This is a genomic window from Azotobacter armeniacus (assembly GCF_054779355.1).
Genome location: NZ_BAAGYK010000013.1, coordinates 26,682 through 52,716, shown reverse-complemented (window position 1 = coordinate 52,716; position 26,035 = coordinate 26,682). Strand labels below are relative to the sequence as shown.

At 66.8% G+C, this 26,035-nt stretch carries 32 protein-coding genes; 13 read left to right on the top strand and 19 right to left on the bottom strand.

Translation table 11 applies throughout. The features are described 5' to 3' along the window. Position 1 precedes the first annotated feature (1 nt). Positions 2-1,210: a bifunctional phosphopantothenoylcysteine decarboxylase/phosphopantothenate synthase gene (gene coaBC / locus ACYVD0_RS03225; RefSeq protein ID WP_460425486.1), complete on the bottom strand. Its 1,209-nt coding sequence runs from the start codon at positions 1,208-1,210 to the stop codon at positions 2-4. Positions 1,211-1,368: 158 nt separating this feature from the next. On the opposite strand from coaBC, the gene radC reads away from it, so the two are divergent. Further along, positions 1,369-2,043 (top strand): JAB domain-containing protein, encoded by a 675-nt coding sequence (gene radC / locus ACYVD0_RS03220; protein WP_460425453.1) that lies wholly within the window; start codon positions 1,369-1,371, stop codon positions 2,041-2,043. A 13-nt stretch (positions 2,044-2,056) separates the two neighbouring features. Here radC and mtgA read toward each other — a convergent pair whose 3' ends face one another. Next, positions 2,057-2,770: a monofunctional biosynthetic peptidoglycan transglycosylase gene (gene mtgA, locus ACYVD0_RS03215; protein ID WP_460425485.1), complete on the bottom strand. Its 714-nt coding sequence runs from the start codon at positions 2,768-2,770 to the stop codon at positions 2,057-2,059. A 69-nt stretch (positions 2,771-2,839) separates the two neighbouring features. Here mtgA and ACYVD0_RS03210 point away from each other — a divergent pair, with 69 nt between their 5' ends. The 4 genes from ACYVD0_RS03210 to trmB all read left to right on the top strand — a co-directional run bounded on the left by ACYVD0_RS03210 (position 2,840) and on the right by trmB (position 5,198). Beyond that, positions 2,840-3,217, top strand: a complete 378-nt coding sequence (locus ACYVD0_RS03210) for a DUF423 domain-containing protein (protein WP_460425452.1) — start codon at positions 2,840-2,842, stop codon at positions 3,215-3,217. An 83-nt stretch (positions 3,218-3,300) separates the two neighbouring features. Then, on the top strand, positions 3,301-3,501 hold the full coding sequence (gene thiS, locus ACYVD0_RS03205) for a sulfur carrier protein ThiS (RefSeq protein ID WP_460425451.1): 201 nt from the start codon (positions 3,301-3,303) through the stop codon (positions 3,499-3,501). Between the two features lie 90 nt (positions 3,502-3,591). Continuing rightward, on the top strand, positions 3,592-4,386 hold the full coding sequence (locus ACYVD0_RS03200) for a thiazole synthase (protein WP_460425450.1): 795 nt from the start codon (positions 3,592-3,594) through the stop codon (positions 4,384-4,386). An 89-nt stretch (positions 4,387-4,475) separates the two neighbouring features. Continuing rightward, entirely contained in the window at positions 4,476-5,198 is a 723-nt protein-coding gene (gene trmB, locus ACYVD0_RS03195; protein WP_460425449.1) for a tRNA (guanine(46)-N(7))-methyltransferase TrmB, read from the top strand. 130 nt (positions 5,199-5,328) lie between these two features. Here the strand turns inward: trmB and ACYVD0_RS03190 are convergent, their stop codons facing one another. The 10 genes from ACYVD0_RS03190 to ACYVD0_RS03145 all read right to left on the bottom strand — a co-directional run bounded on the left by ACYVD0_RS03190 (position 5,329) and on the right by ACYVD0_RS03145 (position 12,377). Then, entirely contained in the window at positions 5,329-5,652 is a 324-nt protein-coding gene (locus ACYVD0_RS03190; protein WP_460425448.1) for a DUF3392 domain-containing protein, read from the bottom strand. A gap of 34 nt (positions 5,653-5,686) precedes the next feature. After that, entirely contained in the window at positions 5,687-6,946 is a 1,260-nt protein-coding gene (hemW, locus tag ACYVD0_RS03185; RefSeq protein ID WP_460425447.1) for a radical SAM family heme chaperone HemW, read from the bottom strand. Next, a complete protein-coding gene (gene rdgB, locus ACYVD0_RS03180; protein WP_460425446.1) occupies positions 6,943-7,539 on the bottom strand; it encodes a non-canonical purine NTP pyrophosphatase in 597 nt (198 codons plus the stop codon). The genes hemW and rdgB overlap by 4 nt, the downstream gene beginning before the upstream one ends. Further along, complete coding sequence (locus ACYVD0_RS03175) at positions 7,536-7,955, bottom strand: DUF4426 domain-containing protein (protein ID WP_460425445.1); 420 nt, start codon at positions 7,953-7,955, stop codon at positions 7,536-7,538. Before ACYVD0_RS03175 ends, rdgB begins: the two co-directional genes overlap by 4 nt. Before the next feature lie 73 nt (positions 7,956-8,028). Beyond that, positions 8,029-8,622 (bottom strand): class I SAM-dependent methyltransferase, encoded by a 594-nt coding sequence (gene metW / locus ACYVD0_RS03170; RefSeq protein ID WP_460425444.1) that lies wholly within the window; start codon positions 8,620-8,622, stop codon positions 8,029-8,031. 7 nt (positions 8,623-8,629) lie between these two features. Next, a complete protein-coding gene (metX, locus tag ACYVD0_RS03165; protein ID WP_460425484.1) occupies positions 8,630-9,769 on the bottom strand; it encodes a homoserine O-succinyltransferase MetX in 1,140 nt (379 codons plus the stop codon). A 153-nt stretch (positions 9,770-9,922) separates the two neighbouring features. Then, positions 9,923-10,228: a DUF167 domain-containing protein gene (locus tag ACYVD0_RS03160; RefSeq protein WP_460425443.1), complete on the bottom strand. Its 306-nt coding sequence runs from the start codon at positions 10,226-10,228 to the stop codon at positions 9,923-9,925. A gap of 8 nt (positions 10,229-10,236) precedes the next feature. Beyond that, entirely contained in the window at positions 10,237-10,830 is a 594-nt protein-coding gene (locus ACYVD0_RS03155) for a YggT family protein (protein WP_460425442.1), read from the bottom strand. Positions 10,831-10,848: 18 nt separating this feature from the next. Beyond that, positions 10,849-11,667 carry a pyrroline-5-carboxylate reductase family protein gene (proC, locus tag ACYVD0_RS03150; RefSeq protein WP_460425441.1) on the bottom strand — a complete coding sequence of 273 codons (819 nt, stop codon included), beginning with the start codon at positions 11,665-11,667 and terminating at the stop codon, positions 10,849-10,851. A gap of 17 nt (positions 11,668-11,684) precedes the next feature. Further along, positions 11,685-12,377, bottom strand: a complete 693-nt coding sequence (locus tag ACYVD0_RS03145) for a YggS family pyridoxal phosphate enzyme (protein ID WP_460425440.1) — start codon at positions 12,375-12,377, stop codon at positions 11,685-11,687. Positions 12,378-12,448: 71 nt separating this feature from the next. On the opposite strand from ACYVD0_RS03145, the gene ACYVD0_RS03140 reads away from it, so the two are divergent. The 3 genes from ACYVD0_RS03140 to ACYVD0_RS03130 all read left to right on the top strand — a co-directional run bounded on the left by ACYVD0_RS03140 (position 12,449) and on the right by ACYVD0_RS03130 (position 15,209). Beyond that, positions 12,449-13,483, top strand: coding sequence for a type IV pilus twitching motility protein PilT (locus ACYVD0_RS03140; protein WP_460425439.1), 1,035 nt, complete (start codon positions 12,449-12,451; stop codon positions 13,481-13,483). An 86-nt stretch (positions 13,484-13,569) separates the two neighbouring features. Further along, on the top strand, positions 13,570-14,715 hold the full coding sequence (locus ACYVD0_RS03135) for a PilT/PilU family type 4a pilus ATPase (RefSeq protein WP_460425438.1): 1,146 nt from the start codon (positions 13,570-13,572) through the stop codon (positions 14,713-14,715). 92 nt (positions 14,716-14,807) lie between these two features. Further along, a complete protein-coding gene (locus ACYVD0_RS03130; protein ID WP_460425437.1) occupies positions 14,808-15,209 on the top strand; it encodes a TM2 domain-containing protein in 402 nt (133 codons plus the stop codon). 157 nt (positions 15,210-15,366) lie between these two features. Here ACYVD0_RS03130 and ACYVD0_RS03125 read toward each other — a convergent pair whose 3' ends face one another. The 7 genes from ACYVD0_RS03125 to gshB all read right to left on the bottom strand — a co-directional run bounded on the left by ACYVD0_RS03125 (position 15,367) and on the right by gshB (position 21,218). Continuing rightward, the gene (locus tag ACYVD0_RS03125) at positions 15,367-16,638 is read right to left on the bottom strand and encodes a dihydroorotase (RefSeq protein ID WP_460425436.1); all 1,272 of its coding nucleotides are present in this window, start codon (positions 16,636-16,638) and stop codon (positions 15,367-15,369) included. A 6-nt stretch (positions 16,639-16,644) separates the two neighbouring features. Further along, the gene (locus ACYVD0_RS03120) at positions 16,645-17,655 is read right to left on the bottom strand and encodes an aspartate carbamoyltransferase catalytic subunit (protein ID WP_460425435.1); all 1,011 of its coding nucleotides are present in this window, start codon (positions 17,653-17,655) and stop codon (positions 16,645-16,647) included. Positions 17,656-17,673: 18 nt separating this feature from the next. Then, positions 17,674-18,183, bottom strand: a complete 510-nt coding sequence (pyrR, locus tag ACYVD0_RS03115; protein ID WP_460425434.1) for a bifunctional pyr operon transcriptional regulator/uracil phosphoribosyltransferase — start codon at positions 18,181-18,183, stop codon at positions 17,674-17,676. A 43-nt stretch (positions 18,184-18,226) separates the two neighbouring features. Beyond that, complete coding sequence (gene ruvX / locus ACYVD0_RS03110) at positions 18,227-18,655, bottom strand: RuvX/YqgF family protein (protein WP_460425433.1); 429 nt, start codon at positions 18,653-18,655, stop codon at positions 18,227-18,229. Beyond that, positions 18,652-19,218: a YqgE/AlgH family protein gene (locus ACYVD0_RS03105; RefSeq protein WP_460425432.1), complete on the bottom strand. Its 567-nt coding sequence runs from the start codon at positions 19,216-19,218 to the stop codon at positions 18,652-18,654. Before ACYVD0_RS03105 ends, ruvX begins: the two co-directional genes overlap by 4 nt. A gap of 93 nt (positions 19,219-19,311) precedes the next feature. Then, positions 19,312-20,205 carry an energy transducer TonB gene (locus ACYVD0_RS03100; RefSeq protein WP_460425431.1) on the bottom strand — a complete coding sequence of 298 codons (894 nt, stop codon included), beginning with the start codon at positions 20,203-20,205 and terminating at the stop codon, positions 19,312-19,314. Between the two features lie 56 nt (positions 20,206-20,261). Beyond that, a complete protein-coding gene (gene gshB / locus ACYVD0_RS03095) occupies positions 20,262-21,218 on the bottom strand; it encodes a glutathione synthase (RefSeq protein WP_460425430.1) in 957 nt (318 codons plus the stop codon). Between the two features lie 232 nt (positions 21,219-21,450). Between gshB and pilG the strand changes: the two genes are divergently transcribed. From pilG to ACYVD0_RS03070, 5 genes are all read left to right on the top strand, one after another. Beyond that, the gene (pilG, locus tag ACYVD0_RS03090) at positions 21,451-21,858 is read left to right on the top strand and encodes a twitching motility response regulator PilG (RefSeq protein WP_460425483.1); all 408 of its coding nucleotides are present in this window, start codon (positions 21,451-21,453) and stop codon (positions 21,856-21,858) included. A gap of 46 nt (positions 21,859-21,904) precedes the next feature. Continuing rightward, a complete protein-coding gene (pilH, locus tag ACYVD0_RS03085) occupies positions 21,905-22,270 on the top strand; it encodes a response regulator (RefSeq protein WP_460425429.1) in 366 nt (121 codons plus the stop codon). A 44-nt stretch (positions 22,271-22,314) separates the two neighbouring features. Next, on the top strand, positions 22,315-22,857 hold the full coding sequence (locus ACYVD0_RS03080; RefSeq protein WP_460425428.1) for a CheW domain-containing protein: 543 nt from the start codon (positions 22,315-22,317) through the stop codon (positions 22,855-22,857). Positions 22,858-23,035: 178 nt separating this feature from the next. Further along, on the top strand, positions 23,036-25,084 hold the full coding sequence (locus ACYVD0_RS03075) for a methyl-accepting chemotaxis protein (RefSeq protein ID WP_460425427.1): 2,049 nt from the start codon (positions 23,036-23,038) through the stop codon (positions 25,082-25,084). An 80-nt stretch (positions 25,085-25,164) separates the two neighbouring features. Next, positions 25,165-26,034 carry a CheR family methyltransferase gene (locus ACYVD0_RS03070; RefSeq protein WP_460425482.1) on the top strand — a complete coding sequence of 290 codons (870 nt, stop codon included), beginning with the start codon at positions 25,165-25,167 and terminating at the stop codon, positions 26,032-26,034. Position 26,035 lies beyond the last annotated feature (1 nt).

Below are 26,035 nucleotides of genomic sequence, written 5' to 3'. Positions count from 1 at the left end.
GTCAGGCCTGGTCGAGGCGGTCGGCGATGAAGGTGATCAGCTGGCGGGCGATCTTGCCCTTGCTGGTTTGGGCGAAGCGGGTTTCCTGTTGCGTGCGGTCGATCACGCTGACCGCGTTTTCCTCGCTGTTGAAGCCGATGCTGGGATTGGCCACATCGTTGGCGACGATCAAGTCGAGATTTTTTGTCTTCAACTTGCGCAGGGCGTATTCCCGCAGGCTTTCGGTCTCGGCGGCGAAGCCGACGCTGAACGGGCGGTCGGGGCGCTGCGCCAGGGTGGCGAGGATGTCCGGGTTGCGCACCAGCTGCAGGAGCAGGCCGTCGTCGTTGTTCGGATCCTTCTTCAGCTTCTGCGGGGCGATTACCTGCGGGCGGTAGTCGGCCACCGCGGCGGCGGCGATGAGGATGTCGCAGGGCATCGCGGCCTCGCAGGCGGCGAGCATGTCGCGGGCGCTGACCACGTCGACGCGCTCGACGCGGTCCGGCGTCGGCAGGTGCACCGGGCCGCTGACCAGGGTGACGCGGGCGCCGGCCTCGGCGGCGGCCTCGGCCAGGGCGAAGCCCATCTTGCCGGAGCTGTGGTTGGTGATGTAGCGCACCGGGTCGATGTTCTCCTGGGTCGGACCGGCGGTGATCAGTACGTGGCGTCCGGTCAGGCGGCCGCTTTCGAAGCAGTCGGCAACCCGCTGGGCAAGCTCCCCGGGCTCCAGCATGCGCCCCGGGCCGACATCGCCGCAGGCCTGGCTGCCTTCAGCCGGGCCGAACAGGCGCATGCCGCGTGCGGTGAGGGTCTGCGCGTTGGCCTGGGTCGCCGGGTCGCGCCACATGGCCTGGTTCATTGCCGGGGCCAGGGTCACCGGCGCGTCGGTGGCCAGCACCAGGGCGGTCAGCAGGTCGTCGGCCATGCCTTGGGCTAGGCGCGCCAGCAGGTCGGCGGTGGCCGGGGCGATCAGCACCAGGTCGGCCCAGCGGGCCAGTTCGATGTGGCCCATCGCCGCTTCGGCTGCGGAGTCGAGCAGATCCAGGTGCACCGGGTGGCCGGAGAGGGCCTGGAGGGTCAGAGGGGTGATGAATTCGCGCCCGCCCCGGGTCATTACCACATGGACTTCCGCACCCTGGTCGCGCAGGCGGCGGACCAGTTCCGCGCTCTTGTAGGCGGCGATGCCGCCGCCGACGCCCAGGACGATGCGTTTCCGATACAGCCGCTGCATAGGCCTGCCTTGCTTTGTTGTCATGATCGAGTGCCCTGGCATGTCCTGGGCAGCAGGACTGCCTGGGTGTGCTCCCCATCACATCCGGACACAAAATGCCGGCTAAGATAGCACACCCCTCGCATCGAGAGCAGTGGGGCGTTCGACAGGGAGGTGGCATGAGCATTCGGGACTGGCCGGCGACGGAGCGGCCGCGGGAAAAACTGCTGGAACAGGGCGCTCCGGCACTGAGCGACGCCGAGCTGCTGGCGATCTTCCTGCGCACCGGGGTCGCCGGGCAGAGTGCGGTGGATCTGGCCCGTCACCTGCTGAACGACTTCGGCAGCCTGCGTGCCCTGCTCGAAGCCGATCGGGCCTCGTTCAGCCGCCGCCTTGGCCTTGGGCCGGCCAAGTTCGCCCAGTTGCAGGCGGTGCTGGAGATGTCGCGCCGCCATCTGGCCGAGCGCTTGCGCCGCGACTCGGCGCTGGAGAGTCCGCAGGCGGTGCGCGACTACCTGAAGGCGCGTCTGCGCCACGAGCCCCACGAGATCTTCGGCTGCCTGTTCCTCGACGCCAAGCACCGGGTGTTGGCCTTCGAGGCGCTGTTCCACGGCACCGTCGACGGCGCCAGCGTCTATCCGCGCCAGGTGGTCAAGCGCGCCCTGGCGCACAACGCCGCCGCGCTGATCCTCACCCACAACCATCCCTCCGGCATCGCCGAGCCGAGCCAGGCGGACCGCAGCCTGACCCAGCGGCTAAAGGAGGCGCTGGCGCTGATCGACGTGCGGGTGCTCGACCACTTCATCGTCGGTGACGGCGAGCCGCTGTCCATGGCCGAGCACGGCTGGCTGTAGTGGCTCCGCGCGCTCAGCGGGCGGGGTGCGGCTTCCCGAGGCGTTCAAGGTAGGCGCTGCCGCCCAGCTGGCGCATCTGCCGGGCGATCCAGTTGGCGCGGCCGCTCACATAGGGGCTCGGCGCGGACGCGCTCCACTTCCGCGGATTGGGCAGGACGGCGGCGAGCAGGCTGGCCTGGCGGGTCGACAGAGAAGGCACGCCAATGCCGAAATGATGGCGGGCGGCGGCCTCGGCGCCGAACACCCCATCGCCCCACTCGGCGCTGTTCAGATAGATCTCAAGAATCCGCTGCTTGGGCCAGAAGAGCTCGATCAGTGCGGTGAACCAGGCCTCGATGCCCTTGCGCAGCCAGCTGCGTCCAGACCAGAGGAACAGGTTTTTCGCCAGCTGCTGGCTGAGGGTGCTGGCGCCGCGCAGCGTGCCGCCCAGCTCGTTGTGTTTCAGGGCGGCGCGGATCGCCGCGAGGTCGAAGCCCCAGTGCTCGGGGAAGTGCTGATCCTCGGCGGCGATCACCGCCATCTTCAGGTCGTCCGGCAGCTGTGCCCAGGAGCGCCATTCCCGCTGCAGTTCGATCGGCCGGCCGTCGAGCCAGGATTCCAGCTTGCGCTCCACCATCAGCGCGCTGCCCGGCGGCGGCATCCAGCGTAGGCTCAGCACCAGCAGGATGGAGCCGGCGGCGAGCCAGAGCGGGAACTGGAGCAGGCGGCGGAGCAGGGAACTGGACATGGTCGGCTTGGCCGGGGCGGTTGGGCGGGCCATTATAGCGACCTCGTTTCGTCTGTCTGGAGTCCCTTTATGGCGCGTGCCTTTCTCGTGCTGGCTGCCCTGTTCGGTTTCACCGGCGTGGCCCTCGGCGCCTTCGGCGCCCATGGGCTGCGCGGTCTGCTGAGTCCGGAATACCTGGAGGTGTTCCAGACCGGCGTGCACTACCAGCAGTTCCACTCCCTGGCGCTGCTCGGCGCCGGCCTGCTCGCCCTGCATCGCCCGGGGCGTCTGCTGGCGGCGGCCGGCATCCTCTTCGGCCTGGGCATCCTGATGTTCTCCGGCAGCCTCTACCTGCTCACCCTGGGCGGGTTCAAGCTGGGTATCGTCACGCCGTTCGGCGGCCTGGCCTTCCTCCTCGGCTGGCTGTGCCTGGGGCTGGCCGGCTGGCGCCTGGGCGCGGCGGCCTGAGTGCCGGGCAGTCTGCCGATGCCTTGGTGATCGTCGCGGATCGGGGCTAGAATGCCAAACCCTCCAGTCGCAACGAACCTGTCATGCGCATTCAGTTGAACGGCGAACCCTACGAACTTGCCGATGGCCAGACCATCGCCGACCTGTTGGCCGGTCTGGATCTGACCGGCCGGCGGGTCGCGGTCGAGCTCAATCTCGATATCGTGCCCCGCAGTCTGCACGCTGCCACCGCCTTGCGCGAGGGCGACCGGGTAGAGGTGGTGCATGCCATTGGTGGTGGTTAGCAGGTCGTTGGAAAACCTCCGCGCCCGGCTCGGCATCGGGAGGGCGCTCCGGCATCACCTTTTCAACCGCCTGCTCAGGAGGAAATCCCGATGAGTCCCGCTCGCAACGACACCCCCTTTACCCTGGCCGGCCGCACCTACAATTCGCGCCTGCTGGTCGGCACCGGCAAGTACAAGGATCTCGAAGAGACCCGCCAGGCCATCGAGGCCTCCGGCGCCGAGATCGTCACCGTCGCGGTGCGCCGCACCAACATCGGCCAGAACCCCGGCGAGCCGAACCTGCTGGAGGTGATCAGCCCCGCGCGCTACACCATTCTGCCCAACACCGCCGGCTGCTACACCGCCGAGGAGGCGGTGCGCACCTGTCGCCTGGCGCGCGAACTGCTGGACGGGCACAAGCTGGTCAAGCTGGAGGTGCTGGCCGACCAGAAGACCCTGTTCCCCAACGTGATCGAGACCCTCAAGGCCGCCGAAGTGCTGGTCAAGGACGGTTTCGACGTGATGGTCTACACCAGCGACGATCCGATCATCGCCCGCCAGTTGGCCGAGATCGGCTGCATCGCGGTGATGCCGCTGGCCGGCCTGATCGGCACCGGCCTCGGCATCTGCAACCCTTACAACCTGCAGATCATCCTCGAGGAGGCGACGGTGCCGGTGCTGGTGGATGCCGGCGTGGGTACTGCCTCGGACGCCACCATCGCCATGGAGCTGGGCTGCGAGGCGGTGCTGATGAACAGCGCCATCGCCCACGCCCAGGACCCGGTGCTGATGGCCCGGGCGATGAAGCACGCCATCGAGGCCGGGCGCCTGGCCTGGCTCGCCGGGCGCATGCCGAAGAAGCTCTACGCCAGCGCCTCGTCGCCGCTGGAAGGCTTGATTCGTTAATTTGCCGGGCGGCGCCCGGCGTCGCCTGCGTTCAGCGAAGCGAGTCCTGTCCGTGAGGGCAGGGCTCGTTTGTCTTTTCAGGAAGCGTTATGACCGACGAAATCCAACAAGCGCCGCAAACCGCCGCCGAAGCGCCGCGCCTGCGCACCATCAAGAGCTTCGTGATGCGCGCCGGACGCGTGACCGAAGGCCAGCAGCGCGGCCTCGAACAGGGCTGGCTGCAGTTCGGCCTGGAACTGGAAGATGGCCTGCGCGACCTCGACCAGGTGTTCGGACGCCAAGCACTGCGCACCTTCGAGATCGGCTTCGGCATGGGCCATTCGACCCTGAAGATGGCCGCGGCTGCCCCGGAGCAGGACTTCATCGGCGTCGAGGTGCACAGGCCGGGCGTCGGCGCCCTGCTCAGCGGCGCCCTGGCGCAGAGTCTGACCAACCTGCGCGTATACAGCTGCGATGCGCTGGACGTGCTGCGCCAGTGCGTGGCCGACGCCAGCCTGGACCGTGTGCTGCTGTTTTTTCCCGATCCCTGGCACAAGAGCCGGCACCACAAGCGGCGCATCGTCCAGCCGGCATTCGCTGAACTGGTGCGGCAGAAGCTCAGGATCGGCGGCGTGCTGCACATGGCCACCGATTGGCAGCCCTATGCCGAGCACATGCTGGAAGTAATGAGTGCCGCGCCGGGCTACCGTAACCTGGCCGAGAGTGGCACCTATGTGCCGCGCCCGGAAGAGCGCCCGGTGACCAAATTCGAGCGACGTGGCGAGCGCCTCGGGCATGGGGTATGGGATCTGAAGTTCCAGCGCGTGGAGTGAGAGGTGCTGGTCCCGTAGGGTAGAAAACGACCGCAGGTCTTTTCCACCAACCGGCCACGCCATGACTTTCCGGTGGAAAACGCTGCGCGGTTTTCCTCCCTATGCCTGCAGACGCTTCGTTCGCCAGCCCTCAGCGCCGCTCGGCGATCACCCCGATGCCGACGAACACCAGGATCAGCGCCGGCGCCAGCAGGTGATTGTTCAGCTGCGCCAGCGCCCTGGCCAGCCAGGGCGTGGCGTGGATGATCAGCATGCCGTAGCCCAGGGCGCAGAGCAGGATGAACAGCAGGGCGCGGAAGACGAAATTCAGGCTGCCGACCCGTCGCTGTAGCCAGGCGTTGATCAGCGGACCGAACAGTACCAGCAGTGCGGCGACCACGGCCAGGGCGATCTCGTCGAGGTGGCTGCGGCACCAGCGCGAGAGGGTGACGAAGAGGTTAAGTAGCAGGTCCATGGGCTCTCCTTGGCGAGGGACGACGCGGGCCAGTCTAACCGCTGTCGCGCGGCAGGCCTGCCACCCCGGACACGGACGGAAGAAAATGCTGCAGCAGATCGTTGAGAAACAGCTGGCCGCGGGCGGTCGGCCGCAATACTTGGGGATCGCTCTCCAAGAGGCCTGCGGCGCGGGCGGCGGCGCAGGGCTCTGCGATGCTGGCGCGTGGCAAGCCAGTGCGCTGTGTGAAGAGCTTCACTGGCACGCCCTCGCTCAGGCGCAGGGCGTTCATCATGAACTCGAACGGCAGCTCGGCTGCCTCCAGCAGGCGTTCGCCAGCCTGGAAGCGCTTGTCCGGGGCGAGGTAGTCCTTGGGGAGGCGGGTCTTCCAGGTACGGCGGATGCGCCCGTCCGGATCGCTCAGCTTGGCATGGGCGCCGGCGCCGATACCGAGAAAATCGCCGAAGGTCCAGTAGTTGAGGTTGTGCCGTGCGCGCTGGCCGCCTCTGGCATGGGCCGAGGTCTCGTACTGGATGAAGCCTTCGGCAGCCAGTAGCGTCTGGCCGGCTTCCTGGATGTCCCAGAGGAGGTCATCTTCGGGAATCTGTGGCGGCTGGCTCCAGAACAGGGTGTTCGGCTCCAGGGTCAGCTGGTACCAGGACAGGTGGGGCGGCGCCAAGGCGATGGCCTGGCGCAGGTCGGCCAGCGCTCCGGCCACGTCCTGGCCGGGCAGGCCGTGCATCAGGTCGAGGTTGAAATTGTCGAAGCCGGCGCGCCGCGCCATTTCGGCGGCACGGATCGCATCAAAGCCATCGTGGATGCGGCCCAAGGCCTGGAGCTGCGCTGTCTGGAAGCTCTGCACGCCGATCGACAGGCGGTTGATGCCGAGGTGGCGATAATTGGCGAATTTTTCCTGTTCGAAGGTGCCCGGGTTGGCTTCGAGGGTGATTTCGATGTCATGTGCGAAGCCCAGACGCCGGTTGACCCCGCTCAGCAGGCGGTCGAGGGCGCGGGCGGAGAACAGACTGGGCGTGCCGCCGCCGAAGAAGATCGACACGAGCTCGCGGCCATGGGCAGCCGGCAGGTCGGCCTCGAGGTCGGCGAGCAGAGCGTCGACGTAGACTTCTTCCGGCAGTTCGGGGCCGGCGGCGTGGGAGTTGAAGTCGCAGTATGGGCACTTGCGCACGCACCAGGGGATGTGAACGTACAGCGCCAGGGGAGGTGGCTGGAATCTGCCTTCCCTCTCCCCCGGCCCCTCTCCCGGAGGGCGAGGGGAGGAAAAGCCGAGAGGCTGGGGAGGGGGCTGTCGGCTCATGCCAGCCCCAGCCGCTGCCTGAGCAGGGCCATGGCACGGGCGCGGTGGCTCAGCCGGTTCTTCTCGACCGGTGCCAGTTCGGCGCTGGCACAATCCCTCTCCGGTACCCAGAACAGCGGATCATAACCAAAGCCATTCGCGCCACGCGGCGCATGCAGGATGCGCCCGTGCCACAGGCCCTCGCAGATGATAGGCAGTGGGTCCTCGGCATGCCGCAGCAGGGCCAGCACGCAGACGAACTGGGCGCCGCGCCCGGCGTCCGGCACGTCCCTGAGCGCCTCCAGCAGCTTGGCGTTGTTCGCCGCATCGCCGCCTTCGCCGGCATAGCGCGCCGAGTAGATGCCCGGCGCGCCGCTGAGGGCGTCCACTGCCAGGCCCGAGTCGTCGGCCAGCGCCGGCAGGCCGGACACCTGTGCGGCGTGGCGGGCCTTGAGGATGGCGTTCTCGACGAAGGACAGGCCGGTTTCTGCCGGCTCGTGACTGCTGAACTCAGCCACCGAGCGCACCTTGACGGCGTCGCCCAGCAGGGCCTGGAGTTCCTTGAGTTTGCCGGCGTTGTGGCTGGCCAGTACCAGTTGGGAAAGAGTCATCATTCGTCGGGGAAGAATTGCTGGTCGAACTCGAAGCTGTTGAGTGGGCCGCCGCCGCTCTGGACTTCGACCGTGAAGTGCAGGGTTTCCTTGTCGAAGGGGAACTGCGACAGGTAATAGATGGCCTCGCCCTCGCGTACCTCGCGGAACCTCAGCGTGCGGATCTGCCCCAGTAGGTTGCGCACCTGGGCCTTGACCGTCGCGGGCTGGGCCTTGCCGTCCTTCTGCACGGAGACATTGAGCACGCCCTGGGTCTTGCTACGGACGATACCGGCGGCGCTGGCGATCTCCGGCTGCAGGAAGCCGGAGTTGAAGGCACTGTAGTGCACATCGAGTTCGCCGAACTTCTGCATGCGCTCGGCGGCGGTGGCCGACAGCGACAGGCAGAGGGTGAGCAGGAACAGGGCTGGGGGGCGCATGGCGATCTCCTTACCGGAAGAGCTCGGGGCGAGGGCATCCGGCCGTATCGCCGTGGCCGGCCAGGGCTGGAGATCAGCGGCGGCTGACATGGTAGATGCCGATTTCACCTAACAGATTAGGCCACAGGCGACTGGCCCAGCCATGCCGGTGCTCACGGTCCACGGCCAGGCGCTGCAGCACCTGTACCTGGCGTTCGCGGCACAGCGCCTCGAAGTCCTTGAAGGTGCAGAAGTGGATATTCGGCGTGTTGTACCAAGTGTAGGGCAGGAACTCGGAAACCGGCATCCGCCCCTTGCTCGCCAGGTACCAGCGGCAGCGCCAGTGGCCGAAGTTGGGGAAGGTGATGATGCAGGTGCGGCCGACCCGCAGCATCTCTTCGAGAATGCGGTCCGGGTAGTGCACGGCCTGCAGCGCCTGGGTCATCACCACCACGTCGAAGCTGTCGCTGGCGAGGTTGCCGAGGCCCTTGTCCAGATCCTGCTCGATCACGTTGACGCCTTTGTCGAGGCAGGCGGTGATGTTCTGGGGGTCGATCTCCAGGCCGTAGCCACCAACCCGCTTGTGCTCACGCAGCCGGGCCAACAACTCGCCGTTGCCGCAGCCGAGGTCGAGGACCCGGCTGCCGGCGGGAATCCACTCTTGGATGATGTCCAGGTCAGCTCTCAAGGTCGCCTCACAACGCGATTCGGTTCATGTAGCTGCGGAACCCTTGCAGATAGCGGGGAATCGGTATCAGGAAGGCGTCGTGACCCTGCGGCGCGTCGATTTCCAGGTAACTGACGTTCTTGCCCGCGGCGATCAGTGCATCGACGATTTCCCGCGAGCGGGCCGGCGAGAAGCGCCAGTCGGTGGTGAAGGACATCAGGCAGAAGTCGGCCTGGGCCGCTGCCAGGGTCCTGGCCAGATCGTCGCCGTGCGCGGCGGCGGGGTCGAAGTAGTCCAGCGCCTTGGTCATCAGCAGGTAGGTGTTGGCGTCGAAGCGGCCGGAGAACTCCTCGCCCTGGTAGCGCAGGTAGCTCTCCACCTGGAACTCGACGCTGTGAAAGTCGTAGTTGAGCTGGTCGGTCTTCAGCTCGCGGCCGAATTTCTCGCCCATGGCGTCGTCCGACAGGTAGGTGATATGGCCGACCATGCGCGCCAGCATCAGGCCGCGCTTGGGGATTACCCCGTGCTCCTGGAAATGCCCACCGTGGAAGTCCGGATCGGAGAGGATCGCCTGGCGCGCCACCTCGTTGAAGGCGATGTTCTGCGCCGACAGCTTGGGCGCCGAGGCGATGGCCAGGCAATGGCGCACCCGCTCGGGATAGCTGATGGTCCACTGCAGGGCCTGCATGCCGCCGAGGCTGCCGCCGATCACTGCGGCCCACTGCTGGATGCCCAGGGCGTCGGCCAGGCGCGCCTGGCTGTGCACCCAGTCCTCCACCGTCACCACCGGGAAGTCCGCGCCATAGGGCCGGGCGGTCGCCGGGTTGAGGCTGGAGGGGCCGGTGGAGCCGTTGCAGCCGCCGAGGTTGTTCAGGCTGACGACGAAGAAGCGGCGGGTGTCGATGGGCTTGCCGGGGCCGATGCAGCTATCCCACCAGCCGGGCTTGCGGTCCTCGGGGCTGTGGTAGCCGGCGGCATGGTGATGGCCGGACAGGGCGTGACAGATCAGCACCGCATTGCTGCGTGCCGCGTTGAGTTCGCCGTAGGTTTCATAGACCAGTTCGTAGTCGCCCAGACTGCGTCCGCAGGCGAGCATCAGCGGTTCGCTGAAGTGCAGCATCTGCGGGCGAACCAGACCGACAGAATCTTCGGGTAAAGCCAATGGCAGGCCCCTGCTCTCGCAAAAAAGAGCGCCAGTCTAGGGCCTGTCATCGATTATTTCCACGCTTGCGTTGCCGCCTGAAGGCAGCCCAGGCAAGGCGCCGCCTGTCGGCAATGGTCATTTCCCTGTCAAAGGGTGCAACACCGCATCGGCCGTGGCTCAGGCGTCCGGCCGCGGGGTGAGGCCGGGTAGCTCGGGAAGCTGCCGGGGCTGGCGGATGCGTACCCGCTTCTGGCGGTTCAGTTCGCCGCTTTCCAGGCTCACCTGACTCTTCGGCACGCCGAAGGCGCCGGCGAGGAAGGCCAGCAGGTGGGCGTTGGCCTTGCCCTCCACCGGCGGGGCGGTGAGGCGGATCTTCAGGCGCTCGCCATGCAGCCCGGCGAACTCGTCCTTGCTGGCCTTGGGCTGCAGGTGGCAGGCGAGGATCAGGTCCGCGCCGTCCCAGCGGTACCAGGCGCTGCTCATGTGGCTGCTCAAAGGAAGGGGCTGAGTGCCCGCGGCATGCCGGTCATGGCGGCGAGGTTGTTGACCACCAGCATGTCGACCAGGTTCAGCGCGATGAACGCGAAGATCGGCGAGATGTCCAGCCCGCCGAGATTCGGCAGAATGCGCCGGATCGGCGACAGCAGGGGTTCGCAGATCTGGTTGACCAACTGAGCGGCCGGATTGTAACTGCCGGGGGCTACCCAGGAGAGGATTACGCTGACGATCAGGGCGAAGAAGAACACCTTGAGGAACAGCGAAGTGACACCGATGGCCGACCAGATCAGCAGCAGCAGCAGGTAGTTGCCGACGCCGTAGCCCATCAGCAGCAGGATCCCGATCATCAGCAGCAGTTGGACCAGGATGGCCAGCACCAGGGAGGCGAAGTCCAGCCCGCCGAAGCCGGGAACGATCCGCCGCAGCGGCTTGAGCAGCGGCTGGGTGGCCTTGAGCACGAACTGGCTGAGAGGGTTGTAGAAGTCGGCGCGCACCAGCTGGAGGATGAAGCGCAGCAGGACGATCAGCAGGTAGAGGCTGCCGAGGCTCTGCACGATATAAATGGTCGCGGTATTCAATCCGTTCATTCGGGAATGGCTCCTTGGTTATCGGCCCAACTGTTCGGCCAGTTCGGCGGAGCGCCGGGCAGCAGCGTCCAGCGCCTGCTGCACCAAGGCTTCGAAGCCGCCGGCCTGGAAGGTGTTGATTGCCGCTTCGGTGGTGCCGTTCGGCGAGGTCACCCGGCGGCGCAGTTCAGCGGCGTCGACGCCGCTTTCGGTGGCCATGCGCGCTGCACCGAGGGCAGTCTGCAGAGTCAGCTGCGCGGCGGTGCCGTGCGGCAGGCCGAGTCGCTCGCCGGCGGCGGTCATGGCCTCCATGAGCAGGAAGAAATACGCCGGGCCGCTGCCGGACACCGCGGTGACGGCATCCAGCAGGCGCTCCTCGTCGAGCCACAGGGTCAGGCCGACCGCGCCCAGCAGCTGTTCGGCCTGCTGGCGCTGTTCGGCGGACACCCGGGCGTTGGCGAACAGGCCGCTGACGCCCTGGCGCAGCAGTGCCGGGGTGTTCGGCATGCAGCGTACCAGCGGTCGCTCGCCCAGCCAGGACTCCAGGCTGGCGCAGTCGATGCCGGCGGCGATGGAGACGATCAGCTGCTGCGGGCGCAGGTGGGCGGCGAGCGCCTGGCAGACCGCCTTCATCACCTGCGGCTTGACCGCCAGTACCACCACCTCGGCACCGGCGGCGGCCTCGGCGTTGTCGGCGAACAGCTCGATGCCGTGCTCGGCGGCGATGCGGGCGCGCTGTTCGGCGCCCGGACCGCTGGCGCGGATCGCGGCGGCCGGCACGCCCTGGGCGCGCAGCCCGCCGATCAGGCTGGCGGCCATGTTGCCGGCGCCGATGAAGGCGATGCGGGTGTCACTCATGAAGGACTTTCCTTTATCTAGCGGGGAGGGTGCCCGTAGTCGCGGGCGCCGAACAGGGCGGTGCCGATGCGGATCCAGGTGGCGCCTTCGGCGATGGCGGCCTCCAGGTCGTGGCTCATGCCCATGGAGAGAGTATCGAGATCGAGGTCAAGGCCATCCTTCAATTCGCGCAGGCGGGCAAAGGCGGCGCGTTGGGCTGCGGGGTCGTCGGTCGGTTCGGGAATCGCCATCAGCCCGCGCAGGCGCAGGTTGGGCAGCTCCACCACGGCGCGGGCGAATTCCGCCAGTTCCGCGGGGGTGCAGCCGGACTTGCTTGCCTCGCCGCTGACGTTCACCTGCAGGCAGATGTTCAAGGGCGGCAGCCCGGCCAGGCGCTGCTCGGACAGGCGCTGGGCGATTTTCAGCCGGTCGACCGAGTGCACCCAGGCGAAATGTTCGGCGATGGCGCGGGTCTTGTTGGACTGGATCGGCCCGATGAAATGCCAGGTCAGGGCCAGGTCGGCCAAGTCGGCCTGCTTGGCCAGAGCCTCCTGCAGGTAGTTCTCGCCGAAGTCGCGCTGGCCGCAGGCGAAGGCTTCGCGCAGGTCGGCAGCGGGCCTGGTCTTGCTCACGGCTAGCAAGTGCACGCCCTGCGGATCGCGCCCGGAAGCTTGCGCCGCCTCACGGATACGCGCGCGAACCTTTGCAACATTCTCTGGGATCGTGGACATTTGTACCGTTTCCTGCCCGGGCCGCCGGCTGTCGCGGCATTCTACCCGCTTGTTTGTGATTGGGGACCCCCATGGACATTACCGAGCTGCTCGCCTTCAGCGCCAAGCAGGGCGCGTCGGACTTGCACCTCTCTTCCGGTCTGCCGCCGATGATCCGCGTCGACGGCGACGTGCGCCGCATCAACCTGCCGCCGATGGATCACAAGCAGGTGCACGCGCTGATCTACGACATCATGAACGACAAGCAGCGCAAGGATTACGAAGAATTCCTCGAGACCGACTTCTCCTTCGAAGTACCCGGCGTGGCACGCTTCCGGGTCAACGCCTTCAACCAGAATCGCGGTGCCGGCGCGGTGTTCCGGACCATCCCGTCGCGGGTGCTGAGCATGGACGACCTGGGGATGGGCGAAGTGTTCAAGAGGATCACCGACGTGCCCCGCGGGCTGGTGCTGGTCACCGGCCCCACCGGTTCGGGCAAGTCGACCACCCTGGCGGCGATGCTCGACTACCTGAACGTCAACAAGCACCACCACATCCTCACCATCGAGGACCCGATTGAATTCGTCCACGAGTCGAAAAAGTGCCTGATCAACCAGCGTGAGGTGCACCGCGATACCCTGGGCTTCGCCGAGGCGCTTCGTTCGGCGCTGCGCGAGGACCCGGACGTCATCCTGGTGGGCGAGATGCGCGACCTGGAAACCATCCGCCTGGCGCTGACCGCCGCGGAAACCGGCCACCTGGTGTTCGGCACCCTGCACACCACCTCGGCGGCCAAGACCATCGACCGGGTGATCGACGTGTTCCCCGCGGAAGAGAAGTCGATGGTCCGCTCGATGCTCTCCGAATCGCTGCAGGCGGTGATTTCCCAGACCCTGCTGAAGAAGGTCGGTGGCGGACGGGTGGCGGCCCACGAGATCATGATCGGCACCCCGGCGATCCGCAACCTGATCCGCGAGGACAAGGTGGCGCAGATGTACTCGGCGATCCAGACCGGCGGCTCGCTGGGCATGCAGACCCTCGACATGGCCCTGAAGAGCCTGCTGTCCAAGGGTACGCTCACCCGCGAGAGCGCCCGCGAGAAGGCGAAGATTCCCGACAATTTCTAGACCGGGCGCCGCCCGGGCGGACGGCCTGCTGCGGGCAGCCGCCGCGCCTCCCCGGGGGCCCGGGAGCGTGACAGGCGATCAAGACCATGGAATTCGAAAAGCTGCTGCGCCTGATGATGGAGAAGAGCGCTTCCGATCTGTTCATTACCGCGGGCATGCCGCCCTCGATGAAGCTCAACGGGCGCCTCGTGCCGGTGACCCGCAACCCCCTGTCGCCGGAGCAGGCCCGGGAAACCGTGTTCGCGGTGATGAACGAGCAGCAGCGTCGCGAGTTCGCCGCCAGCCACGAGTGCAACTTCGCCATCAGCGCCCGTGGCATCGGCCGCTTTCGGGTCAGCGCCTTCTACCAGCGTAACCTGGCGGGCATGGTGCTGCGGCGCATCGAGACGCGCATTCCGACCCTCGATGAACTCCAGCTGCCCAAGGTGCTGCGCGAGCTGTCGATGACCAAGCGCGGCCTGGTGCTGTTCGTCGGCGCCACCGGTACCGGCAAGTCCACCTCGTTGGCGGCGATGATCGGCTATCGCAACCAGAACAGCAGTGGCCACATCATCTCCATCGAGGACCCGATCGAGTTCATCCACCAGCACCAGGGCTGCATCGTCACCCAGCGCGAGGTGGGCATCGACACCGAGTCCTTCGAGGTGGCGCTGAAGAACACCCTGCGCCAGGCACCGGACGTGATCATGATCGGCGAGATCCGCACCCGCGAGACCATGGACTACGCAGTAGCCTTCGCCGAGACCGGTCACCTGTGCCTGGCCACCCTGCATGCCAACAACGCCAACCAGGCGCTCGACCGGATCATCAACTTCTTCCCCGCCGACCGCCAGCATCAGGTGTGGATGGATCTGTCGCTGAACCTGCGCGCCATCGTCGCCCAACAGCTCGTACCGACGCCGAACGGCAAGGAGCGCCGGGTAGTGATCGAGGTGTTGATCAATACTCCGCTGATCGCCGACCTGATCCGCAAGGGCGAGGTCCACGAACTCAAGGCGGTGATGAAACGCTCCACCGAGCAGGGCATGCAGACCTTCGACCTGGCACTGTACCAGCTCTACAATCAGGGCGAGATCACCTACGAGGAAGCCCTGCGCCATGCCGATTCGGCCAACGACCTGCGCCTGATGATCAAGCTGGAGTCGGAGACCGATGGCAGGCACCTGGACAGAGTGGCCGACGAACTCAGCCTGCAGGCCAGCGAGGACGACATCGGCCGGCGCATGCGCTGAAGGAGCCAGATTGCCGAACGGCCAGGGGGCAGGACCTTCTTGCTGCAGCCGTCGCTTTCGACCATCCTGCAATTCTTTTCAGGAGATTCGTCATGCAGGTTCAGGATACCCACAGCAAGCTCGTCGGCTACCTGCTGTGGATCTTCGGCTTTCTCGGCGCGCACCGCTTCTACTACGGCCGCCCGCTGACCGGGACGATCTGGTTCTTCACCCTCGGCCTGCTCGGCATCGGCTGGCTGATCGACCTGTTCCTGATTCCGTCGATGGACCGCGAGGCAGACCTGCGCTTCCATGCCGGTTCTACCGACTACAACATCGCCTGGCTCCTGCTGACCTTCCTCGGCATCTTCGGCGTGCACCGCATGTACCTGGGCAAGTGGCTCACCGGCCTGCTTTATCTGCTGACCGGCGGCTTGTTCCTGATCGGCGTACTTTATGACTTCTGGACGCTGAACGAGCAGGTATCCCTGCGCAACGCCCAGCGGGGTTATTGATTGCCGGAACGACAAGACCCGCCGGTTGGCGGGCCTTGTCGTTTGAGCGGTGCTGCGGGCTTTTGTAGGAGCAGAACAGGATGCAGGGTGGATGCCGCTTTGTGCATCCACCTGACGGGGCGGTGGAAAACACTTCGCGGTTTGCCACCCTACAGGCTCACGCCTGGTAGCTGATCCGTCCGTCGAGCAGGGTGTAGCGCACTGCGCCGGGCAGGCAGTGGCCGATGAACGGTGAGTTGCGTCCCCGGGACAGCCAGCTCTCGCCAGCCAGGGTGGAGGCCTCGGGGTCGAACAGCACCAGGTCGGCCGGAGCGCCGGCCACCAGGCGGCCCGCCGGCAGGCGCAGGGCCTGGGCCGGGCCGTGGGTGAGGCGCGCGAGCAGGGTTGGCAGGTCGAGCACGCCTTCCTGGACCAGGCTCAGGGCCAGCGGCAGCAGCAATTCCACGCTGCTGATGCCGGGCTCGGTGGCGCCGAACGGGGCCAGCTTGGCATCCCGCTCGTGGGGCTGGTGGTGGCTGGCGATGGCCTGGATGGTGCCGTTCCTGACCGCTTCGCGCAGGCCGTCGCGGTCGGCGCGTGAGCGCAGCGGCGGCTGCACGTGGTAGAGGCTGGAGAAGCCGGCCAGCGCCTCGTCGGTGAGAATCAGCTGGTACAGCGCCACGTCGGCGGTCACCGGCAGGCCGCGGGCCCGGGCCTCGGCGATCATCCGCGCGCCGCGGGCGCTGGAGAGCTGGCTGAAGTGGGCGCGCACGCCGGCCTGTTCGACCAGCAGCAGATCGCGAGCCAGAGCCACGGTTTCCGCCGTTTCCGGAATGCCCGCCAGGCCCAGGAAGCTGGCCGTCGGCCCTTCGTGGGCGAGGCCGTCCTCGGCGAGGGCGGCATCCTGGGAGTGGAACACCACGGTCAGGTCGAAGGTGGCGGCGTATTCCAGGGCGCGGCGCAGGTTGCGGTTGCTGGCGAAGCTGGCCAGGCCGTTGCCGAAGGCGACACAGCCGGTGTCGCGCAGGGCGACCAGCTCGGCCAGTTGCTCGCCGGCCAGCTCCCTGGTCAGCGCGCCGACCGGGAAGACCTTGGTGTGGCCGGCGTCGCGGGCGCGGTCGAGGATCAGTTCGGCCACCGCCGGGGTGTCCAGCACCGGCTTGGTCAGCGGCGGGCAGCACAGGCTGGTGACGCCGCCGGCAGCGGCGGCGCGGGTTTCGCTGGCGATGCTGCCCTTGCGGCTGTAGCCGGGCTCGCGCAGGGCGACCGACAGGTCGACCAGGCCGGGGGCGGCGATCAGGCCGCGGGCGTCGAGGGTCTCTTCGGCCTCGAAGGCGGCCGGCGCTTGTCCTACGGCGGCGATCCTGCCGTCGGCCAGGTAGAGGTCGGCGACCTGGTCCAGGCCGCTGGCCGGGTCGATGACGCGGGCGCCGAGGATACGGGTGCGCATCGGTAGTTACTCCTCGAATGCGGATGCGGAATGGAGTTGGCGCTGCGCGGTCTGCCCGCTCATGGCCATGGACAGCACCGCCATGCGCACGGCGATGCCGTAGGTGACCTGGTTGAGGATCACCGACTGGGCGCCGTCGGCCACTGCCGACTCGATCTCCACGCCGCGGTTGATCGGTCCCGGGTGCATGACTATGGCATCCGGTTTGGCCAGCGCCAGGCGCGTGCTGTTCAACCCGTAGAGGCGGTAGAACTCACCCTGGCTGGGCAGCAGGCCGCCCTGCATGCGCTCGCGCTGCAGGCGCAGCATGATCACCACGTCGACGTCCCTGAGGCCCTCGGCCAGGTCGTGAAAGACGCGCACGCCGTACCGCTCGAGATCCGTCGGCAGCAGGGTCTTGGGGCCGATCACGCGGATGTCCGGGCAGCCGAGGGCGCGCAGGGCGAGCATGTCCGAGCGCGCCACCCGCGAGTGCAGGACGTCGCCGACGATGGCCACAGAGAGGTTCTCGAAGCCGCCCTTGTGGCGGCGGATGGTCAGCATGTCGAGCATGCCCTGGGTCGGGTGGGCATGGCGGCCGTCGCCGCCGTTGATCACCGCCACGTCGGGACAGACATGCTCGGCGATGAAGTGCGCAGCCCCGGAGTCGGCGTGGCGGATGACGAACATGTCGGCGGCCATCGCCTCGAGGTTGCGCAGGGTGTCGAACAGGGTCTCGCCCTTGCTGGTCGAGGAGGTCGACACGTTGAGCGTGATCACGTCGGCGGACAGCCGCTGGGCGGCCATCTCGAAGGTGGTGCGGGTGCGCGTGGAGTTCTCGAAGAACACGTTGCAGACGGTCTTGCCGCGCAGCAGCGGGACCTTCTTCACCGCGCGGGTGCCGACCTCGAGGAAGGAGTCGGCGGTGTCGAGAATCTCGGTCAGCAGCTCGCGGGACAGACCGTCGAGCGAGAGGAAATGGCGCAGCTGGCCCTGGTCGTTGAGCTGCAGCGGGCGCTTGGCGTCGTTCGGCGTCATCGCGGAGGAACTCTTGGGTTAGGCGGAGGCAAGGACCTGGCGCTCGAGGGCGAGCGGTGCGGGGCCGAGCAATTTTACCCGTTCGTCGGGGGCGAGCGACAGGGTCTGGCCGACCACGTCCGGGCGGATCGGCAGTTCGCGGGCGTCGAGGTCGAGCAGGCAGACCAGGGTCACGCTGGCCGGGCGGCCGTAGTCGAACAGCTCGTTGAGGGCGGCGCGTACAGTGCGGCCGGTCATCAGCACGTCGTCGATCAGCACCAGGTGCTGTCCCTCGATCTCGAAGGGCAGCGCGGAAGGGCGTACCTGCGGGTGCAGGCCGCTTTGGGTGAAGTCGTCGCGGTAGAAGGACACGTCCAGCACGCCCAGCGGCTCCTTGCTGCCGAGGGTGTCCAGCAGGGCCTGGGCGACCCAGACGCCGCCGGTGTGGATGCCGACGAAGCGCGGCGTGTCGATGTGCTGGCTCAGCAGGTGGCGGTTCAGTTCGGCAGCCATCCTGGGCAGCAGTGCAGCGGGATCGGGCAGGGTCATGGGCGGTCTCCTTGGGTGCGCCGCGGATCGCGGTGCCATGGTTTCAGCTGGCTGGGCGCTCTGCCAGCCAGCCTTCCAGTAACAGGGCGGCAGCCAGGGCGTCCACCGGGCGCTGGCGGTAGCCGTCGCGCTGGCCCTGGGCCAGGCGGTGACCCTTGGCCTCGAAGGTGGTCAGGCGCTCGTCGTGGGTGTGCACCGGCAGGTTGAGGCGGCCGTGCAGGCGGCGGGCGAAGCGCTCGGCGCGCTCACTCATCTCGCTCGGCGTGCCATCCATGTTCAGCGGCAGGCCGACCACGATGGCGTCCGGCTGCCACTCCTCGATCAGCTTCTCGACCTGGGTCCAGTCGGGCACGCCGTTCTGTGCCTTGAGCACGCAGAGCTCGCGGGCCTGGCCGGTGATCGCTTGGCCGACGGCGACGCCGATCTGTCGGGTGCCGTAGTCGAAGCCGAGCAGCAGGCGCAGCCCGCTCATGCGTGGCCGGCCTGGGAGGTCAGCAGGGCGAGGTTGATGCCCAGGCGGGCAGCGGCAGCGGCCAGGCGCTGTTCCGCCGGGGTGTCGAAGAGGATGGTGGGATCGACCGGACAGGTCAGCCAGATGTTCTGCAGCAGCTCGGTCTCCAGCTGGCCGGCATCCCAGCCAGCGTAGCCGAGGGCAATCAGGCAACGCGCCGGGCCGCTGCCGTCGGCGATGGCCAGCAGCGTGTCCTGGGAGGTGGATAGCGCCAGCCCGCCCAGATCCAGGGTTGCCTGGAAGCTGTAGCCGGGCGCATGCAGGACGAAGCCGCGGTCGGTCTGCACCGGGCCGCCAGTATAGATCGGCAGGCCGCGGCGCTCTTCGCTCGGCGGGCTGTCCGGGCTCAGCTGGGCGAGCACCTGGCCCAGGTCGAGCTCGCTCGGGCGGTTGACCACCAGGCCCATGGCGCCCTGGTCGTTGTGCTCGATCAGATAGACGAGAGCCTGCGCGAAATGGGGATCGGCCATGTGCGGCATGGCGATCAGGAAATGGTGCTTGAGGTATTGGGGGGCAGTGTTCATCTTCATCGGCCTAGTTTCAAGCTTCGGGGCGCAGGCTTCAAGAGTGGCGCAGGGTTGCACGGCGGACCCGCGCGGTCGGCCCGGCATCGGTCGTCAGTTGCTCGACAGCCGGTCGCCGCGCTTGAAACGCCAGGTCCGGATGATTTCCAGCCGGTCGATGTCGGCCAGATCGCCGGTGAACGGGGCGTAGGGAGCGGCCAGACGGACGATGCGCAGCGCCGCCTGGTCCAGGACCGGCTCGCCGGAGGACTCCAGGACCAGCACTTCGTAGAGGGTGCCGTCGCGATTGATCGACACCAGCAGGCGCAGGCTGCCGTAGAGATGCTGACGGCGGGCATCCTCGGGATAGTTGAGGTTGCCGATCCGCTCGACCTTCCTGCGCCACTCTTCCTTGTACCAGGCGCCCTTGTCGCGCATGGTCGAGGCCGCGTTGAGGCGGTGGATCCGCGGGCGCTTGGCGTAGCGCTGGACGTCGTTGGCCAGCTCGGCCTCCAGGCTGGCGATCTCGCTGGACAGCTGGGCGCTGTCGAAGGTCGGCGTCGTCGGGCTGGGCGGAGCCGGCTTGGCCGGCTCGCGCTTGACCGGCGCCTTTTCCGGCTGCGGCTTGCGCGTCGTCACTACCGCCTTCGGTTCCTGCTTGGGCGCCGCGGGTGGTGCGACAGGAGGCGGGGTGACCTGGTTGATCTCGGTGTCTTGAAAGGGAGCGGTTTCGGTGGTCTTGGGTTTCGCCAGGTGTTCCAGGGTGCCGCTGCCCTGCTGATTGTCCTGGGCGAGGAAGTCGGCCTCCTTGGGCTTTTCCTCGCTCTTGAAGGTGGACAGGGTGATTTCCAGGGTCTTGCTGACCGCGGTTGGTTTCGGCAGCTCGAAGCCGAGGCCGAGGATCAGGGCCAGGTGCAGCAGCACGGCGAGGAGCAGGGTCAGGCCCAGGCGATCCGCGGGACGGACGCCGGGGCGGGCGGGTGCGGGCGGAGGGGAGACTGCGGTCATGGCTTTTCGGCTTGCTACGGATTGCCGCGCAGTCTGCCGAGGGGGCGGCGAAAAGTCTATGAACCAGGCGGCAGCTTCTGCGCGATCGCGTCTATCAGGCGTTCGCCGATGCGCGTGTCGTAGGCGTTGTCGATCTCGCGGATGCAGGTCGGGCTGGTGACGTTGACCTCCGTCAGGTGCTCGCCGATCACGTCGAGGCCGACGAACAGCAGGCCGCGCTGGCGCAGTTCCGGGCCCACGTGGGCGGCGATCTCACGGTCGCGCTCGGTCAGCGGCTGGGCCACCCCGCGGCCACCGGCGGCGAGATTGCCGCGCGTCTCGCCGGGTGCCGGAATGCGCGCCAGGCAGTAGGGAACGGGTTCGCCGTCGACCATCAGGATGCGCTTGTCGCCATCCTTGATCGCCGGCAGGTAGCGCTGCGCCATGATCTGTCGGGTGCCGTGCTCGGTCAACACCTCCAGCATCACCGACAGATTGGGGTCGCCCTGACGGTGGCGGAACACCGAGGCCCCGCCCATCTCGTCCAGTGGTTTGAGAATGACATCACCATGCTCGGCGGCGAACTCGCGCAGAATGTCGGCTCGACGGCTCACCAGGGTCGGCGGGGTGAACTGCGGGAACTGGGTGGCGAAGAACTTCTCGTTGCAGTCGCGCAGGCTTTGCGGGCGGTTGACGACCAGGCAGCCGGCCTTTTCGGCAAGTTCGAGCAGGTAGGTGGAGTACACGTATTCGCTGTTGAAGGGCGGGTCCTTGCGCATCAGGAGCACGTTCAGATCTGCCAGGGGCGCGTCGCTCTCCTCCTGCAGTTCGAACCAGTGCGCCGGGTTGTCGAACACCCTGAGGGGGCGCATCCGGGCCCGGGCCTCGCTGCCGCGCTGGTAGAGATCCTGCGGCTCCATGTAGTGCAGCGACCAGCCGCGCGCCTGAGCGCTTTGCAGCATGGCCAGCGAGCTGTCCTTCTTGAAGGAGATCTGCGCGATGGGGTCCATGACGATCCCGAGGCGAATGCTCATGGGTGTCCTCCGGGTGAAAGGCGGCCGGAATCTCGGCCGGAGTGCAAAAAAAGAGGGCTCAGATTGGCGCCGGCCTGGCGCTCGGTCAAGAAATCCTTGAGCGAGTGCACGTTTGGATTCGGAACGAGTGTGCTAAAAAGTCCCGGCGATGGGGTGGTCCTTCGCCGGCAAGTCCCAGATGGTCTGGGAGCAACGCGTGGTCAACGGCTCGGCGGAGTCCGGTAAGGCGAATATGGAACAGCATTCCGACGGTTTGAAGGTCATGGTGATCGACGACTCCAAGACGATTCGTCGCACTGCGGAAACCCTGCTGAAGAAGGTGGGTTGTGAGGTCATCACCGCCGTGGACGGCTTCGATGCCCTGGCCAAGATCGCCGATGGCCATCCGCGGATCATCTTCGTCGATATCATGATGCCGCGTCTGGACGGCTATCAGACCTGTGCCTTGATCAAGAACAACAGCGCATTCAAGTCCACGCCGGTGATCATGCTGTCCTCCAGGGACGGTCTGTTCGACAAGGCCAAGGGACGCATTGTCGGCTCCGACCAATATCTGACCAAGCCCTTCAGCAAAGAAGAGCTGCTGGGCGCGATCAGGGCCCACCTGCCCGATTTCGTCCCGGTAGAACAAGCATCCTGAGTGCCGGCCGCAGGGCCGCGCCGCCTTATTCCGTATGGGGAAATCCATGGCTCGAATTCTGATTGTCGATGATTCGCCGACCGAGATGTACAAGCTGGCCGCCATGCTCGAGAAGCATGGGCACAGCGTGCTCAAGGCGGAAAACGGTGCCGACGGTGTGGCCCTGGCCCGCCAGGAGAAGCCGGACGCCGTGCTGATGGATATCGTCATGCCGGGCCTGAACGGCTTCCAGGCGACCCGCCAACTGACCAAGGACAACGAGACCAGCCATATTCCAGTGATCATCGTCACCACCAAGGATCAGGAGACTGACCGGGTCTGGGGCAAGCGTCAGGGCGCACGCGACTACCTGACCAAGCCGGTGGAAGAAAACACCCTGCTGAAAACCCTGAATGCAGTGCTGGTCGGCTGATGCTCGCCCGCCACACCCGTCACGGTTCATAAGGCACAGGTTGGATGTCGCCTGCAGACACGCCCTTTCAACTGCTGCTCGAGATCGATCGGCGCTGCCGTTCGCTGGCTGCCGTGCTGCCTGCCCAGCAGGAGACGGCCCAGACCTGGAGCGGTATCGGTTTCCGCATGGGCGAGCGGCTGTTCGTCGCCTCCATGGGCGAAGTGAGCGAGGTGCTGCACGAGCCGCGCTACACCCCGCTGCCCGGCGTGAAGAACTGGGTGAGGGGCGTCGCCAACGTGCGTGGGCGCCTGCTGCCGATCATGGACCTGTGCGAATTCTTCGGCCGCGAGGCGGCGGCCCTGCGCAAGCAGCGGCGGGTGCTGGTGGTGGATTGCCAGGCGGTGTTCGCCGGGCTGATCGTCGACGAGGTCTACGGCCTGCAGCATTTTCCGGTGGAGACCTTCGCCGAGCGGCTGCCGCCCCTGGAGGCCTCGATCCAGCCGTTCATTCTCGGCGTTTTCCAGTGCGAGCAGCCCTGGCTGGTGTTCAGTCCGCACGCACTGGCACGGGACGCCGGCTTTCTCGACGTGGCGTCGCGGCACTGAGCCGGACGTCCCGTCTGTTTCCGAAAAAACCGGGACCATGCTGGACGGGCCCGGGCGGCAAGGTGCGCAATCTTGCCCTCAATGGCGCTCTAGCGCCACTTAATGTCGGGTTGGCAGCTGGCTGGCCCATTGGCGGTACAGGGAACCGTCGTTCGGCGGGGTAAGGCGGGGGTGGAGCATGCAAAAACACAATACGGACTCTTTATGGATGAGCCTGCGCAGCAGTGCATGGCTAGCCGGATTCTTCGTGATCCTGATCGTTTCCATCATTCTGCTGTTCGCCATCTTCACCTATCTCAACACCCAGACGGTCAACGACCAACAACACATCACCCATGCCGGCGAGTTGCGCGTACTGTCCCAACGCATCGCCACGAACGCCGGTGAGGCGGCCGCGGGCAACGGTCCGGCTTTCGCCCTGCTCAAGGATGCCAGCATGGACTTCGAGAGGCGCTGGAACATCCTGAAGAATGGCGACGAGGAGACCGGCCTGCCGCCGGCGCCCTTCTCGATGCAGGAGACGATGAATGCGGTGCAGGCCGACTGGGATACCCTGAAGACCAACAGCTCCACCATTCTCGCCAGCCAGAAGGCCATTCTGTCCCTGCATGCGGTGGCTGCGACCCTGACCGAGACCGTGCCGCAGCTGCAGACCGAGTACGAGAAGGTAGTCGAGAGCCTGGTTGCCGGCGTTGCCCCGGCCGCCCAAGTGGCGCTGGCCCAGCGCCAGGCGCTGCTGGCCGAGCGGATTCTCGCCTCGGTGAAGATGGTGCTCGCCGGCGACAAGGGGGCGATCGAGGCCGCCGACAGGTTCGGCCGTGACGCCAGCCAGTTCGGTCTTGTGCTCGCCGGCATGCGCGAGGGCAACCCGGAGGAGGGGGTCTCCCGGGTGACCGACACCCTGGCGCTCGAGCGTCTAGCAGGAATCGCCGAGCTGTTCCAGTTCGTGGCCGGTTCGGTGGACGAGATCCTGGAGGCTTCGCCGGAGCTTTTCCAGATGCGCGAATCGGTCGATGCCGTCTTCGCCGTTTCGCAGGTCCTGCTGGACAAGGCCAAGACCCTGGCCCTCAGCCTGGAAGGGCTGGCCGACGAGCGTGAGCTGACCTCCGTGGCCGGCTATGTGCTGGTCGTGCTGATGGTGGCGGCGATCGTCATGATTGCCCTGGTCATGGTGCAGGGCACCCGCCGGCGCCTGATCGAAACCGCGGAGAAGAACGAACGCAACCAGGCCGCGATCCTGCGTCTGCTCGACGAGATTGCCGACCTCGCCGACGGTGACCTGACCGTGGCGGCGACCGTGACCGAGGACTTCACCGGGGCCATCGCCGACTCCATCAACTACTCCATCGACCAACTGCGCGATCTGGTGGCGACCATCAACCAGACGGCCCAGCAGGTGTCGGGTTCCGCCCAGGAAGCCCAGGCGACCGCGATGCATCTGGCCGAGGCTTCCGAGCACCAGGCGCAGGAAATCGCCGGCGCCTCGGCGGCGGTCAACGAGATGGCTGTGTCCATCGATCAGGTGTCGGCGAACGCTGCGGAATCCTCGGCGGTGGCGGAACGCTCCGTGGCCATCGCCAACAAGGGCAACGAGGTGGTGCACAACACCATCACCGGCATGGACAACATCCGCGAACAGATCCAGGACACCTCCAAGCGGATCAAGCGCCTCGGCGAATCCTCCCAGGAGATCGGCGACATCGTCAGCCTGATCAACGATATCGCCGACCAGACCAACATCCTCGCCCTGAACGCCGCAATCCAGGCGGCCATGGCCGGCGACGCGGGCCGCGGCTTCGCGGTGGTGGCCGACGAGGTGCAGCGTCTCGCCGAGCGCTCCTCGGCGGCGACCAAGCAGATCGAGGCGCTGGTGAAGACCATCCAGACCGATACCAACGAGGCGGTGATCTCCATGGAGCAGACCACCACCGAAGTGGTCCGTGGTGCCCGCCTGGCGCAGGACGCCGGAGTCGCTCTGGAAGAGATCGAAAAGGTCTCCAAGACCCTCGCCGCGCTGATCCAGAACATTTCCAACGCAGCGCGCCAGCAAGCCTCCTCGGCTGGCCACATCTCCAACACCATGTTCGTGATCCAGGAGATCACCTCGCAGACTTCCGCTGGTACCAGCGCCACAGCCATGGGCATCGGCAACCTGGCCAAGCTGGCCAGCGAGATGCGCAGATCGGTGTCCGGTTTCACCTTGCCGGAAACCGCGGATACGCTCTGAGCCGCCAGACCGGCTCCGGACCGACAAAGAGGCGGCGGCCCCATGTGGGCCGCCGGGTGCGCATGAACGAAATTCGAGCTATACAGCCAAGAAGCGCCTGGGCGATGAAAACCTCGGCCGAGATGTCCGCGGCCGAGTTCAGTGACTGGCAGCGACTGCTCGAACAGCGCTGCGGCATGGTGCTTGACGAGCAGCGTCGGCGCTTTCTGCAGATCGGCCTGAGCGCCCGTATGGGCGAACTGGGCCTGAGCGACTACGCCAGCTACTACCGGCGGGTCGTCGACGGACCGCGGGGCGCGGTGGAGTGGTTGCTGCTGCTGGATCGTCTGACCGTCCAGGAAACCTGCTTCTTCCGCCATGCGACGTCGTTCGCACTGCTCGAGCGCTATCTGCGCGGGCGCCTGGCCGAAGATCGGACTCAGCGCCCCTGGGCCTTCTGGAGCGTCGGCTGCTCCACGGGCGAGGAGCCCTACTCGCTGGCCATCACCGCCATGGAGGTGTTGGCCGGCATGGTCGCGGCCCCGGCCGAGCGCTTCGGCGTCACGGCCACCGACATCAGCCGCAGCGCCCTGGAAAAGTTGGGCCAGGGGCTGTACCCGGCGGCCAAGCTGGAGCGCCTGGATACGACGCTGCGCGAGCGTTATTTCATCGCCCATCCGGACGGGCGCTATAGGATTCTGCCGGGGCTGGCGTCGCGCGTGTGCGGCGCCAGGCTCAACGTGCTGGACCTGGCCAAGGCGCCGATGTCCGGCATGGACGTCATTTTTTGCCAGAACCTGCTGATCTATTTTCGTCGCTGGCGGCGCCGCGAGATTCTCAACCGGCTGGCCGAGCGCCTGGCACCGGGCGGACTCCTGGTGGTCGGAGTGGGCGAAGTGGTCGGTTGGCAGCATCCGGACCTGGTGCCGGTGGCCGACCCTCTGGTACTGGCATTTACCCGCAGGGGGTAGT